The organism is Granulicella sp. dw_53 (assembly GCF_018449545.1).
Taxonomy (GTDB): domain Bacteria; phylum Acidobacteriota; class Terriglobia; order Terriglobales; family Acidobacteriaceae; genus Edaphobacter.
The window spans coordinates 491,168-504,416 of record NZ_JAAVUR010000003.1; the positions used below are offsets into that span (position 1 = coordinate 491,168).

Annotated in this window: 12 protein-coding genes; 3 read left to right on the forward strand and 9 right to left on the reverse strand. The window is 57.4% G+C overall.

Annotated elements, in window-relative coordinates; translation table 11 throughout:
* Window positions 1-443: 443 nt before the first annotated feature.
* The gene (locus HB393_RS07270) at window positions 444-1,148 is read left to right on the forward strand and encodes a Crp/Fnr family transcriptional regulator (RefSeq protein WP_213804478.1); all 705 of its coding nucleotides are present in this window, start codon (window positions 444-446) and stop codon (window positions 1,146-1,148) included.
* A 35-nt stretch (window positions 1,149-1,183) separates the two neighbouring features.
* Here HB393_RS07270 and HB393_RS07275 read toward each other — a convergent pair whose 3' ends face one another.
* The 5 genes from HB393_RS07275 to HB393_RS07295 form a co-directional block, all read right to left on the reverse strand.
* The gene (locus HB393_RS07275; protein ID WP_213804479.1) at window positions 1,184-1,924 is read right to left on the reverse strand and encodes a hypothetical protein; all 741 of its coding nucleotides are present in this window, start codon (window positions 1,922-1,924) and stop codon (window positions 1,184-1,186) included.
* A 41-nt stretch (window positions 1,925-1,965) separates the two neighbouring features.
* A complete protein-coding gene (locus HB393_RS07280) occupies window positions 1,966-3,315 on the reverse strand; it encodes an MFS transporter (RefSeq protein ID WP_213804480.1) in 1,350 nt (449 codons plus the stop codon).
* A gap of 170 nt (window positions 3,316-3,485) precedes the next feature.
* Window positions 3,486-4,565 carry a glycosyltransferase family 1 protein gene (locus tag HB393_RS07285; protein ID WP_213804481.1) on the reverse strand — a complete coding sequence of 360 codons (1,080 nt, stop codon included), beginning with the start codon at window positions 4,563-4,565 and terminating at the stop codon, window positions 3,486-3,488.
* A gap of 127 nt (window positions 4,566-4,692) precedes the next feature.
* A complete protein-coding gene (locus HB393_RS07290) occupies window positions 4,693-5,649 on the reverse strand; it encodes a GDP-mannose 4,6-dehydratase (RefSeq protein WP_213804482.1) in 957 nt (318 codons plus the stop codon).
* 158 nt (window positions 5,650-5,807) lie between these two features.
* Window positions 5,808-7,214, reverse strand: coding sequence for a TolC family protein (locus HB393_RS07295; protein ID WP_255550878.1), 1,407 nt, complete (start codon window positions 7,212-7,214; stop codon window positions 5,808-5,810).
* A 225-nt stretch (window positions 7,215-7,439) separates the two neighbouring features.
* Here HB393_RS07295 and HB393_RS07300 point away from each other — a divergent pair, with 225 nt between their 5' ends.
* Complete coding sequence (locus tag HB393_RS07300; protein ID WP_255550879.1) at window positions 7,440-8,132, forward strand: thioredoxin domain-containing protein; 693 nt, start codon at window positions 7,440-7,442, stop codon at window positions 8,130-8,132.
* A gap of 101 nt (window positions 8,133-8,233) precedes the next feature.
* On the opposite strand, the gene HB393_RS07305 is transcribed toward HB393_RS07300, so the two are convergent.
* From HB393_RS07305 to HB393_RS07320, 4 genes are all read right to left on the reverse strand, one after another.
* Window positions 8,234-9,307, reverse strand: a complete 1,074-nt coding sequence (locus tag HB393_RS07305) for a radical SAM protein (RefSeq protein ID WP_213804484.1) — start codon at window positions 9,305-9,307, stop codon at window positions 8,234-8,236.
* Window positions 9,308-9,368: 61 nt separating this feature from the next.
* On the reverse strand, window positions 9,369-10,391 hold the full coding sequence (locus HB393_RS07310; RefSeq protein ID WP_213804485.1) for a PDZ domain-containing protein: 1,023 nt from the start codon (window positions 10,389-10,391) through the stop codon (window positions 9,369-9,371).
* A 61-nt stretch (window positions 10,392-10,452) separates the two neighbouring features.
* On the reverse strand, window positions 10,453-11,415 hold the full coding sequence (locus HB393_RS07315; protein WP_213804486.1) for a HEAT repeat domain-containing protein: 963 nt from the start codon (window positions 11,413-11,415) through the stop codon (window positions 10,453-10,455).
* A 127-nt stretch (window positions 11,416-11,542) separates the two neighbouring features.
* Window positions 11,543-12,373: a sigma-70 family RNA polymerase sigma factor gene (locus HB393_RS07320; protein WP_255550880.1), complete on the reverse strand. Its 831-nt coding sequence runs from the start codon at window positions 12,371-12,373 to the stop codon at window positions 11,543-11,545.
* Window positions 12,374-12,457: 84 nt separating this feature from the next.
* On the opposite strand from HB393_RS07320, the gene HB393_RS07325 reads away from it, so the two are divergent.
* Window positions 12,458-13,189 carry a ribonuclease HI family protein gene (locus HB393_RS07325; protein WP_213804487.1) on the forward strand — a complete coding sequence of 244 codons (732 nt, stop codon included), beginning with the start codon at window positions 12,458-12,460 and terminating at the stop codon, window positions 13,187-13,189.
* The last annotated feature ends 60 nt before the right edge of the window (window positions 13,190-13,249 follow it).

Genomic DNA, 13,249 nt, shown 5'->3' on the forward strand with positions numbered 1-13,249 from the left:
AATGGACATCATTTGTCCACTCCGGGCTTTCCTAACTTTCCACCAAAATGTTAACTCTAGCCCCACCATGTTGGCTAAAAAATAGATGGTTGTAGGTCAATTGGGCCTTACAGGCTTCAAACTCGCTCTTCGGGACAAAAGAGAAGATCCGCAGACGTGCTTTTTGTCGGCCTCAGTAAGGTCGGACTCGTGTTTCGCAGTTGCAATCGTCGCGAAACAGGTAAGGCAAACGGATTCGAACATCCCATCGGGTTTGCGTCGATGCGGATAAGAGGGTGCAGGTTCGAGAGCCATAGAGAGGACCTCCTTCGACCGTAAACCCTAAAGTTAGAAGATTCGGGCCATCGGTGTCTGTAGTTTGGCCGACATGAACGCGTCATTCTACGTCGCCTAACGTACACAAAGGGTCAGAACCTGCTACAGTCCTCGCTAAGGGGGACGACATGAACCCGCCCATCTTCAAGAACAAGATTCTCTGCTCTCTCGAGCCTGAAATTATTGAACGTCTTCAACTCAGGTCCCTCCAGCTACCCTCCGGGCGCGAGGTCGAGAACCCCGGCGAGCCCATTGATAACCTTATCTTTATCGAAGAGGGCATTGGCTCGATGACCACCACCTTCGGCGACGGTTTTCAGGTTGAGGTTGGCCTCTTCGGGTACGAATCTGTGATGGGCGCCTCCGCTCTCATCGGAACCCGCCGCAGCCTCAACAAGGTCTACATGCAGATGGCAGGCTACGGCTTCGCCTGCCGTATGGATTACGGTATCGCGGAGTTCGGGCGTTTCGAGCGCTTTCACGATCTTGTGCTCCGCTACGTTCAGGCGCTGCTCATTCAAGCCTGTCAGTCCGCAGGATGCAATACGCATCACAACATCTCGCAACGTCTCGCCCGCTGGCTGTTGCTCTGCGGCGACCGCTCCGAGTCCCACATTCTTCCTCTCACCCATGAATATCTGGCCGACATGCTGGGGAGCAATCGCTCTACCGTCAGCGTCGCCGCAGAACATCTCCAGAACGCAGGTCTGATCCAATACAGTCGCGGAAAGGTCATTATTCTGGATCGGCTCGGTCTCGAAAAGCGCGCTTGCGAGTGCTATCGCGTGGTCAAAGACCACCTCGACAACTACCTCGAAGTCGACCAGGACTAAACTGTTCTCGCCACAGGTAGCCTAAAGATAGGCTATCAATAGCCTTGATCCTCCCGCACCGCGGTCGCCTTGTTCTTCACAAACGTGACCGCCATCGGTTTGCCCAAATTCGCGAACACCACCATGCGGTTCCCATATTCTTTGCTATTGCTCTTGCTGACCTGCCCCAGCGAGAGCTGTACTTGCCGCTCGTTCATCCCCAGGATCACGCGATGTTCATCCACCGCCTTCCAGATCTCCGGGCCCCAATGCTTGTACAGCTCATGAGGATCGTCGTAAAAGAAGATCTCGTCCGTATAAAACGTGTACTGTCCATCCTGTCGATACCCTACCGGAGCCGCATACTCCTTCGTGGCATCGGCAGCGGCGGGAAGTGTGAACAGGAGGAGTACCTGCTTATCTCCTCCTGGAATTCGGAACGTAGCCGTCTTTGGAGCTACCTGTTCCACCGCTCCTTTGATCTTCATCTCTTGCGCTCCCAGCAGCGTCCCGGCGCTCTTCGCATACTGAACCACCTTCCCAGCCACCGGATAGTACTCCAGTTGCCCACCCGCCGAGATCCATACGGTGGCCCCGAACAGATCCTTCATATCCGCCATCGATGCCGGCCGCTTCTGTTTCAGAAACACCAGATCGTCATCCGCGATTCGCTCCCTCACCGGAGCTTTGACGACGGCAGGCGCATTCCTCTCCCGGTAGATCAGCCCCACACGGATCCCTACCGCGAGCACCAACACCACGCTGGCCCCGATTGCTGCCTTCTTCCCGCTCTCCATAACAGCCTCCTCGACCTAATTTTGCCTGATAACCGTGAACTCTAGTTCACCGGCTCCGAACCGCTCAACTCCCGCTCCGAGGCCATCAGCTCATCGGCCGTCAGCTCATCGGCCTTCCTCAGTTGCGGAAATACCCCCGCCGCGCTGGCCGTAACGACCATCGAAGCGATACCACCGATCACCACGGCCCGGACCGCTCCCCACCACTGCGCCGTCAAGCCGCTCTCGAACTCCCCAAACTCGTTCGAGGCGCCAATAAACAGCCAGTTCACCGCGCTGACTCTCCCGCGCATCTCCGGCGGAGTCGCCAGTTGCAGAATGCTGGAACGCACAACCACGCTCACCATATCGCTCGCTCCCACCACTACCAGCGCCGCCCCGCTGAGCCAAATGCTCTTCGAGAGCCCGAATACGACCGTCGCCGCCCCAAAGATGCCCACGCATGTCATCATCGTGACGCCCGCGCGGCGCTTGATCGGCCGCACCAGCATCGTCAGACTCACCCCCAACGCTCCCAGGCTCGGCATGGCCCTGAGCAGCCCCAAGCCCTGTGGACCTGCGTGCAGGATATCCGTCGCAAAGATCGGTAGCAGCGCCACCGCGCCTCCAAGCAGCACCGCAAACAGATCCAGCGAGATCGACCCCAACAGGAGCTTGGTCTTCCAGACATACTCCAGACCCGCCAGCACCGTCCGTATGCTGAAAGCCTTCTGCTCTTTGCTCACCAACGGCGTCCGAATCATCCCCACCAGCACGATGAAGGCAAGCAGCGTAAACAGCGTAAAGGCATAGACCACCGGAGCCCCACGCCAGTCCACCAGAACCCCTGCCAGCGGCACCGTAAAGAGCAGCCCACCCACAGCCGGCCCTGCCATATTTGCAATCTGATATACCGTGGCGCCCCATGTCACGGCATTTACGAAGTGTTCCTTCTTTACCAGGCTGGGGAGCATCGCACTCGACGCTGGCCCGCTGAACGCCCTGCCCAACCCAATCCCGATGAGTACCGCGTAGATAGGCCACACCCGTCCTGCCGCTAGCATTGCCGGGCTTAGCGACAGCCACAGGAGTAGCAGCGTACATATCGCCTGCAATCCGTAACATCCCAGGATGATGCGGCGCCGGTCATATCGGTCCGCGGCATGCCCCGCAGGTAATACACAGAAGATGCCAGGCAAAAACAACGCCAACCCCGTATATCCGAGGTCCAACGCTGAATGCGTCATCGCATACACCTGCCACGCCACCGCTACCGATTGCGCTTCGGCCCCCAGAATCACCATCAGCCGCGCCGCCTGATACAGACGAAAATCCCTGGAACTGAACGCGGCCCTGAATGAAGTACCCGTCGTCAGCGGAGTGGTACGACGAACCGCTTTGAGATCGCCCATGGATTGAAATTTGTTACAAGATCTCCGTTCGAAAGACCTGTTTTTTCTCCCCGATTTTGCATTCCCAATAATACACACGCATTCTTAGGAATCCTTCGCGCGGTGCCTGTACCAAGTGCAAGTTACTTTGAACTGCGATTAAAAAAATGCTTTCGTTGCTTGGACGAATCTTAATGCCTCTTCGTATCGACCGCCCGCTGATAGGCCTTCTCATAGCCCTGAATCATCTGGTCGACACTGAACTCAAGTACATTGGCGAGGCCTCTCTGTCTGATCGAATCCTTATCCTGCAAGGCGGTGGCGATGATCTCTGCGGCGCGCGCCGTGTCGCTCGGATCGAAATAGACCGCTCCTGCTCCTCCGACCTCGTTCATAGGTGGCTTATCCGTCGTAAAGACGGGGCATCCACAAGCCTGGGCCTCGAGTACAGGCCACCCAAAGCCCTCCTGCAGGGACGGAAATATCAGGCCCTCTGCCAGCGAATACGCCGCCCTCAGATCCTCGTTCGAGAGATTCGACAGCTTCACAATAGAACTCTGCAAATCATTTTCGGTAATGAACTCTTCGATTGGTGCTGGAAGCGCTTTACCCACCAAGAGCAGACGAGATTTATCGGGCGCTAACAACTGCGTCAAATGACGAAAGATTTGAAGAACGCCAAGCTTGTTTTTATACCAGGACGACTGTCCAACATGAATGAAGAACGGTGCTCGACCGTCGAAACCAAGCTTGTCGAGTCTTGCCAGAGCTTCGCCTCGCTCCATCGGAAGGTACGGGTAGTTCAGACTGAGATAGACCGTCGATGCCGAACTCGGATCGCGTTGAGTCACCCTCAAGAGATCCAGACGCGTACACTCCGAATCGCATACGAAAAGTTGCGCGATCTTCAATCCCGCCAGGATCAGCGCTTGAAATTTTCGTCCTGTCGCAGAGACAACGTTCTGCGGAACCTCGCCCAAAGCGCTCTTGATCGCGAGCACGTCATGACAGGTCACGATGTGCGGAACATCCAGAATATGCTTTGTATACATCGCGTTGGAGTGGTCGAGGATATGAACCACATCGAAGTTCTTCTTTATAGCTTTCAGCTTGCGCGGGAAGATCAGAAATTTGTCGACATACCCTAACCACTTCGCCGCACCGCTTCCCAAACTCTGGATTCTTCCCAGATAGGACTCTGGGGGCAGCAGTCTTACAGTATGGCCGCGAGAGACTAACTCTTTCTCCATAAGAACAGCAAAACGTAGCATGCTTTCTTGCTTATCGAGGGCATAATTCCCGATTAGTAAAATTTGCAAGGTGCTTATTCCTTGGGAGGGAGGATTAGAGAGCGGAACGATGGCACTTCGACCTTATCGATGGATCCAGCACCTACGTCTAATTCGACTCATCTTCGGCGGCAAGCATGAGTTCTACAACATCCGCCATCTTGTTCTTAGCGGTCCAGCCTAGCAAGCGCGCAGCTTTGGAGACGTCGGCATAACTGCACATAATCTCGGACGGCCGAATCATCTGCGCATCCTCTTCCAGATACAACGAGATATCCTTACCCACCGATTTAAACGCGGCTTCTACAAAGTCGTGGAGTGTGTGGCTCTCGCCTGTTGCAATGACAAAATCTTCCGGAGTGGGATGTTGCAGCATGCGCCACATCGCTTGTACATACTCGGGAGCCCATCCCCAATCCCGCAAAATATTGGTATTTCCAAGCCGTAGCTTTTCGCTGCTTCCATTCTTGATTGCAGAGACTGCCGCGATTACCTTCCGCGTAACAAATCGTGCAGGCCGCAACGGGGATTCGTGATTGAAGAGAATTCCATTGCACGCGAAGATTCCATAAGACTCACGGTAGTTCACGACCTGCCAATGAGCGGCCGCCTTCGCTACTCCGTATGGGCTCTTCGGACGAAACGGCGTCTCCTCGTTAGCGACCGAGCGTCCCACATCACCGAAGCATTCGCTTGAACTCGCGTTATAGAACTTACTGTTTGCTCCGCGATATCGAATGCATTCAAGTAAGTTGAGTGTGCCGAAGGAGACGCTATGCATCGTCTCGACTGGCTCTTCAAAAGAGAGGGAGACCGAGCTCTGTCCCGCTAAGTTGTAGATCTCGTCTGGCGCTGCGGTATCCAGCGACGTCAAGACACTCCTAAAGTCGGTTAGCGTAGTAGATAGAAGTTTTACGTCACCCAAGATTCCCAGGCGCCGAAGATTTTCTCTCTTCCCCTGGTGAGCGTCTCGAGAAGCTCCCCATACCTCGTAACCTTGTTCTAGAAGAAATTGAGCTAGATAAGCTCCGTCCTGTCCCGAAATTCCGTAGATAAGAGCTCTCATATACCGTAAATCGAAGGTACGCGATTAAGAAGGGAATCACAAGTTCCCTATAAAGCAAGATATTGTAATAGTTTATCGTTCTACGCTAAGCCGCGAACTACAAATGGAAAGCACTTACTATGTGATGCAAACCACCGATCTTCCTTTGGCGCGCAATCCTATCGCCCTAGATAAACCTTGTACTGCGTCTCGACCACACCGGTATTCCGCGCTAGTTGCAACTTCGCCTGATTGTATTGATAGAGCGTCTGCACCAGCCGGCTCTGTGCATCCGCCAGCGTCGCTTGTGCCTGTACCACAGGGAGATTATCGTCCACCCCTGCCGCGAAACGGTCGGTCGCATCCTGCAAAGCTTCGGTCGCTAGGTCTACGTTACTCCGCGCCACCTTCACTAACTCGTTCGAAGACTGAACATCCAGCATCGCAGCCCGAATTTGCTGCTCGATCGTCACCTTGAGGCTTGCCACCTGCTGCCGCAGCGCCATCAACTGCGCCACCGCAACCTCGCTCTCGCCCCGGATCTGCCCCTCTTGAAAGATCGGCACCTTCAGCGTTCCCTGCGCTACAAACGATCCGTGGTACATCCCATGCGTCTCACCCACGACGCCGTAGTACCCACCAAACGACAGTACCGGATAACGCTCCGCTTTAACAGCCTTCCGAGTCTGATCTGCAATATCGATCTGAGACTGTAAATTCAGTAGGTCCTTCCGCCGCTCATACGCTAGCGTCAATGCATCTGCCAGCGGCAGCGTCGCGTACTCCGCATACGGAGCCGTATCCGTCAGTTGAATCTCCTGGTCTGCTGGAAGTCCAATCAGCCGGTTCAGCGCAATCTTGTCCTTCGCCCATGTGTTCTCGGCGTTGATCAGGGCCTGCTGTTGCGTTTGCAGTTGAACCCTCGCTCGCAGCACATCGAGATTTGTCCCCACTCCCGCGTCGTGCGATTCTGTGGCTTGGTGGAGCACCACCTCATCGGCCTTCTCCAGGGCCCGCGCATTCTCAATCTGGGAGGCATCCGCCAGCGCCCGCAGGTAATACGTCCCCACCCCTAGAACCAACTGGCCCCGTGCATTCAAGGTGGTCAGTTCTGCGCCACGCTCTGCTTTCTGGGCCGCACGAAAGAGATAGTAGGCCTGCGCGTTGAAGAGTGCCTGGTCCATCGTCAATTCGATTGTGGTCGTATCTACCTTCACGATAGAGGGAAAGTTTCCTACAAACCCGAACTCTGCCAGCGTGGCTGGCTTAAAGCCCATCGCCTCAAGATTGATCTGTGTCGTCTGGGTTCTGGCCACAGCGTTCAGATTGGGCAGCAACGCATTGCCTGCCGAAAGAAACCCACCGTGGACGGCGAGCTGATTCTGCTTCGCCAATAGAATCTGAAGGTTATGCTGGAAACCCCGTTCCACCGCGTCATCCAGACTCAGTGGCAGCGGACCCGCCGTCGCCGCCACTGGTGCATAGGGCAGGGTCTTCAAACTCGCCGACGGCGTTGGCGCCGACGGCAAAGTCGCCGTATCCTGAGCGTTAACCGTCCCCACAGCGAGAAAAACCGCGAGTCCCAAAGGCCACACTCTTGCCGCAGCCCGCAATCGATCCAATCTATCCGTCATATAGTCACTACGTTAGAGTGCCACGCGCAACCCTCGGTTGCGAAATCTATTCCCCACGCGATAAGAAATATCGATAATGGCCCTAAAGCACCTGGCCATCCATAAATCCCGATCCGGACCGTCCTTCTACTAAGACGCGTCCCGGCCAGCCACCGTAACGTACTAAAATACAGCTCTATGCGTCTCACATCTATGCCCCTGCCTGTCCTCTCCCGCGTTCTCGCTACCGCCCTTCTGTTCGCCACCCCTGCCTTCGCACAATCTTCCGCTCCGCCTAACACGGGCAACAACTTCAAAGACACCTCCGTGATCAAACCTCCTGCCGGAGCACGAGTCGCCATCTTTGAGTTTGAAGACCTCGAGTGCCCGGCCTGCGCCCATGCCGCACCCATCGTTCACGCCGCAATCGATAAGTACAAAATCCCGTTGGTTCGCCACGATTTCCCCCTCAAGATGCACATCTGGAGCCGTGACGCCGCCATCACGGCCCGTTACATCCAGGACAAGATCTCTCCCCAGCTCGCCGACGACTATCGCCGCTCCGTCTTCGCCGCCCAGACTTCGATCGGTTCCAAGGATGACCTCCAGCGCTTTACCCAGAAGTACTTCCAGGCGCACGGTCATGTCATGCCCTTTGTAATCGACCCCAATGGCCTCTTCGCCGCCGAGGTTCAGGCAGATACCACCCTCGGCGAGCGCGTCGGCCTCAGCCAGACTCCCACCATCTTCGTAGTCAGCCAGAAAAACTGGGTCCAGGTCACGGACGTCAACTACCTCTACTCGACGATCGACACCATGCTGGCGCAGACCCCAGCTTCGACCCCGGCACCCAACTCCAAACTTAAAAAGCCATTAAGCCCACAAAAGTAACAAGCTAAAGCAGATACGCGATGGCGGCACTGTGAGGTGCCGCCATCGCGATCAGCCTGAAGAGCATAGCATCGGCTCCAAAATTGAAGGCAATCCTAGTTCTATCGAATCTGCACCAACTGCTCCGCCCCAGCAGTGCCATGTGAAGCTCCCGGAGTCGTGAACGTCTTCTGCGGAGCCCGCCAATGGTCGATGTAGCTCACCTGGTGCACGCAGCTAATCGTGCAGTTCGGGGCACAGCTCTTCTCGGTCAGGAACTCCCGTTTCACATCCGCCGTCATATACCCCGACAACGGAACGCCCGGGTAGCCTCGCTGCTGGGAGCAGTAATGCACCAAGCCTAGCTCACAGATATACAGGTACCGTCCACCCGCCCGGCAACGCCAGTCGTTCGTCTTGCCGTTAGCGATCGCCTCCTGGAAGTGGTTGAATCGAGAGTAGCTTCGCCTGGTGAGGTTCCTCACCTGATCCCACACCCCACGCTCCCGCTCACCCAAAGGCTTCAACTGCCCGCTACCGTCGTGGATAATTCCAATCGTCGAGCTGAACCCCAGCCCAAGCGCCCGTTCGCTCACTACTCGCGCATCATCAGGATTCGCAATTCCACCGCCCACCACCGAGTTGATGTTCACATGGAAATCAGCATGTTCCGCCAACATCCTCAGCTTCGCGTCCAACACCTTCAAACTCTTCTTCGAGACCGCATCCGGCATCACATTGTCGATCGAGATCTGCATGTGATCCAGTCCGGCTGCATTCAACCGCTTAATTCGGTCTGGCATCAGGAGATAGCCGTTCGTGATCATGCCGGCTATCGCGCCCGTCTTGCGAATCCTCGCAATAATCTGGTCGAGCTCCGGATGGAGCAGGGGTTCCCCACCCGAGATGGTGATCACTGAAGTTCCCAGCCGTCCCAGATCGTCGATCCGGCGCAGCATCTCATCCAGCGGCACGGGATCCGAGACGTCATCAAACTCATTGCAGTAGGTGCAGGCGAGATTGCATCGCCGCATCGGCACAATATGCGCCATATACGGGTGTCCGGTCGATGCAAGCGCAGATCCGATCGACGCCAGCTCTCGCACCTTTCGCGTCACAGCCCTTAAACGCCGCTTCAAGGGCATCGGACGGCTGATTGTAGTCGTAGTAGGAGAGATCTGAGCGGCCTGCGTCATCCCTCTAAGTATAAATCCTCACAGCAAAACGGGCACGCCTGCCCGACCGTAACGACTCAAACTACCGAAATGAAAATCCCAGCCGCGAAGCCGCTGCGATTGCGCTGGCCTTCCCATCTTCGTCTCGCTGCGGCTCCACGCTTGACCGCTTCTTGCTGTCCGGAACGAGGGTCAAGGTCTGCTCTTTCTTGTCCCGGAGAACTACCACCTGGACTGGCTTGCCTCGATTCTCCCGAACGATCTTCATCCACTCCCCGCTGGTGGTCAACGTCACGGCGTTTGCCCGTATTACCACATCGCCCGCCCGCAGCCCCGCATTCGCCGCCGGAGAGTTGGCGTCCACACTATGGACCAGCACCCCAACCCCAGGCGTGCCGAAGAACTCAGCCAGTTGTGGCCCCATCGTCTCAACCATCGCGCCCGTATACGCCGATCCCAAACTCAGGGCGCCAATCAGGTTGTGTCCGCCCCGAGCCGCCGCCCCAGGAGAGAAGAAGCTTTGTCCCTTCGTCCCCGCACTGTTACCAGAGGCGTTACTGTTCCCCGAGCCCACAGCCGGAGGAGTCACCGAAGCGCCAGAACCGGCTCCCTCCTCCGAAGGCACCGGTACCCGCCACCTCTGCTCCCAAGCCTGTCGCTCTACCTCCAGACGATTAGCAAGCTGCGTCGTGATGATCAACTGCACCCCGTCACGGCTCAGGATCAACGTCACAGTCCTCCCCGCTGGGGTCTCCCGAAGAATCCGCCTGAACTGGTCTTCGCCTTCGATCACCTGTCCATTGACCTGCAGGATGACATCATGCTCACGAAGACCCGCCTTACCCGCAGGCCCGTCATGGTCCACATGGATCACCTCTGCTCCACGCGACTCTTTCAACTTCAAGGCTGCAATCTGCTCATCCCCCACATCCCGGATGTCCACCCCTAAATATCCTTGCGAACGCGACGACATCCCAGCCCCTGCCAGCGCCTGGAACCCCACTCCCAGCGGAGGAGCAGCAAAGGCTCGAGTCGACCCACCCGGCCCCAGACCCAACCCCACCGCTATGGTTCCCACCGCTGTAATCCGCATCATCGACCGCATAACATGCCGCCTCACCCTGTACTGTCACCTGTCCCACTCGCCGCCTTGGCCGACTTTGAAACTACTGAATATCCCCGGCACCTTGCAAGGCCTGGTAAGAAGCCGTTCGGATGAAAGGGTTCTCATCTTGCGTCGAAACCGTACGCAGGACCTGCCTTACACTTGAGTCCGACTGTACCGGCTCCAACAAGGCGATCGCCGCCGTCCGTACCTGCGCGTCCTGGTCATGCATCAGAGCTTCCAGGATCGCATCCCGCACCCTGTGATCCTGTCCTACAAACCGCTGTAATCCTTCCAGTGCCTTCAACCGCACACCCGCATCTTTGTCGTAACGCAACGACACCAGTAGCTGCGACCGAATTCCCTTCCCATCCGGCTGTACGGCGCAGTTGTGCTCCACCTTGCACTCGCTCGAGAGCAGAGCCACAGAGTCCGCCCGCACTCCGCTAGTCGCCGCCGGCTTCATCCCCATCATCAGAAGCTCGCGAATTCGCGGCTCGTCCAGCGAGCCCTCCACAGTCTCCGGAACGATGCGGTTGTAGTTCACCTGCACCAGTTCGGAGTTAGGCGTCTGCACGATCCCCGTCACGTTTGCAATGACGCCATCCGCGGGACGGCTATAGGTGGTCGGAACCGCAGGCCGTGGCTGATGCGCTACTTGATACCGGTAGGTAAAGTTCCCCCCCAGGAAACCCACTCCCAGCAGCAGCGTGGCCAGGGCCGGGGCGCTCTGCAGATGCCCCACCCAGGCATAAAAGTTCACACGAAGCCGTGTAAGGAATCCGTGTGCCGGGATCAAGTCCAGCTCGTCATCCAGCCGCATTCGGCTCTGCGCCAGCAGATTGGGAGAAGGTTCCAGCACTGGAAGCAGCTCCAGATACTCTTCCATCGCCTTCAGAGCATTCAGCTCACGGCGGCAGGACTCGCATCCTGCCAGATGCTGTTCCAGCCCATCAGCCAGCTCGTCCGGCAGCTCGCCATATCCCAACAATACGATTTGGTCCTGCGCGACATCACACTTCATTGCTCTGCCTCTTCCAGCCTCGAATAAATCCATACCCTGCAACTTCTTTTGCCCTTTGGTATCGGCGCTGCGGGTCTGTACGACTGCCCGGCTAACGCCGCGAAATTTCCTGCTGCCTGCCGTACTCCTAGCGAACCCCGGCCAGATTGCTCCGCAACTTCCGTGTTGCGCGGAACAACGTGTTCTTGGCCGTCTCCTCCGTCGTACTCAACATCTCTCCGATCGTCCTCAACTTCAGCCCCTGGTAGTGCTTCAGCTCAAAGACGGTGCGTTCGCGCGGCGTCAACTTGTCCAACGCCTCGCTGATCTGCTGGCTCATCACCTTCCGGTCCAGCTCCCGGCCCGGATTCGCCATCGCCCGGTCATCGGTCACATTCGCCATCAGATCCATCTCGTCGCCACTTGCGTCCAGTACCGTGGCCGGATCTTCTCTGCGGCTCTTGCGCCGGCGCATCTGATCGAGACATAAATTCGTCACGATCCGGTACAGCCAGGTATAAAACGAGCACTCAAATCGAAAGTTTCCCAGGTGCCGGTACGCCTTGATAAAGGCCTCCTGGTGCACATCCTGAGCATCCTGCTCATTTCCCAGCATATGGAGCGCCAGCCTCAACACGCTTTGGTCATACCTCCGCACGAGCGCATCGAAGGCTGTCCGCTGGCCACGTTGCGCCTCTCGGATCAGCTCGTCGTCTTCGCTCCGCTGTTGTGCGCGCGCCTCGATCTGCGCTGGCGTCAGCTTGCCGTTCCTGGTGCCGGTCTGGGTCGCAACCTTAGGCATCGTTGGTAACGATTCTACCGCCACCGCATCAGCCTTCGCCTGCAAACCAAGGGCGAACGGACTCGGTCGACGCCCACGCGTACCGGCGTTCCCGGAAGTCGCCTTCCGCTCAATAGTTAGCCCATTCGTACCCAGTCCGTCGACCAGGTTCATTCCCGCTGCATCTGCATTCATCATTCCGACTCCGGAGTCAGAAAATCTGTTCACTCCAATAGACCGGAGCCCCCCAAAAAGGTGAGCAACCTCCAGTAAACTTGAGCCATGCCTCCACGCCCCACCCCTACCGGCCTCTTCTCCGCATCCCAAACAGCACCCACCCCCACTGGCGCCGGCTGGATCACCGCCCACTGCGACGGCGGAGCCCGCGGCAATCCCGGCCCCGCCGGCTACGGCGCCGAAGTCACAGACGCCCAAGGCAATGTCGTGGCGGAGCTCTCCGAGTTTCTCGGCATCCGCACCAACAACTACGCGGAATACTCCGGCCTCCTCGCCAGCCTCCAATTCGCCCTCGACAACCACTTCCCCCGCCTCAAGGTCATCTCCGACTCCGAGCTCATGGTCAAGCAGATCCAGGGCAAGTACAAAGTCAACTCCCCGGACCTCAAACCCCTCTGGCAGGAGGCGAAAAGCCGCATCGCCCGCCTCGAAGGCTTCGAGATTACCCATGCCCTTCGCCATAAGAACAAGGCCGCCGACGCCCTCGCCAACCAGGCCATGGACCGCGGAATGCGCCGGGGTCCCGCACCCACGTCGCCTAGCCCCCAATCCCGCGCGACACCCAGCGCAGCTCCAACCCAGCCCGCACAACCCATCATCCAAAGAGCTAATCCCTACCCGGCCAAGTCCGAAGCCCCGCCCGACCCCTACCCGTCCGCAGCCCCCGCGTCCAAAGCCGACGCGATGCTCCGCGGATTCACCCGCGACGGCGTCGTCCACATCCTCGGGGGAGCCACGCTCCCCGACGGAATCTTCGTCAAAATCATCCGCGAATAGCTCTGAGTTGAAAGGGACCATCCCGAAGGAATGGTCTCTTTTGAACTTCACGTAGAGAAG

Bases quoted from the DNA above. Each gene is read 5' to 3' on its own strand.
- HB393_RS07290 (WP_213804482.1), bottom strand. From the start codon at position 5,649: ATGAGAGCTCTTATCTACGGAATTTCGGGACAGGACGGAGCTTATCTA.
- HB393_RS07275 (WP_213804479.1), bottom strand. From the start codon at position 1,924: ATGGAGAGCGGGAAGAAGGCAGCAATCGGGGCCAGCGTGGTGTTGGTG.
- HB393_RS07320 (WP_255550880.1), bottom strand. From the start codon at position 12,373: ATGATGAATGCAGATGCAGCGGGAATGAACCTGGTCGACGGACTGGGT.
- HB393_RS07325 (WP_213804487.1), top strand. From the start codon at position 12,458: ATGCCTCCACGCCCCACCCCTACCGGCCTCTTCTCCGCATCCCAAACA.
- HB393_RS07270 (WP_213804478.1), top strand. From the start codon at position 444: ATGAACCCGCCCATCTTCAAGAACAAGATTCTCTGCTCTCTCGAGCCT.
- HB393_RS07310 (WP_213804485.1), bottom strand. From the start codon at position 10,391: ATGCGGTCGATGATGCGGATTACAGCGGTGGGAACCATAGCGGTGGGG.
- HB393_RS07280 (WP_213804480.1), bottom strand. From the start codon at position 3,315: ATGGGCGATCTCAAAGCGGTTCGTCGTACCACTCCGCTGACGACGGGT.
- HB393_RS07315 (WP_213804486.1), bottom strand. From the start codon at position 11,415: ATGAAGTGTGATGTCGCGCAGGACCAAATCGTATTGTTGGGATATGGC.
- HB393_RS07305 (WP_213804484.1), bottom strand. From the start codon at position 9,307: ATGACGCAGGCCGCTCAGATCTCTCCTACTACGACTACAATCAGCCGT.
- HB393_RS07285 (WP_213804481.1), bottom strand. From the start codon at position 4,565: ATGCTACGTTTTGCTGTTCTTATGGAGAAAGAGTTAGTCTCTCGCGGC.
- HB393_RS07300 (WP_255550879.1), top strand. From the start codon at position 7,440: ATGCGTCTCACATCTATGCCCCTGCCTGTCCTCTCCCGCGTTCTCGCT.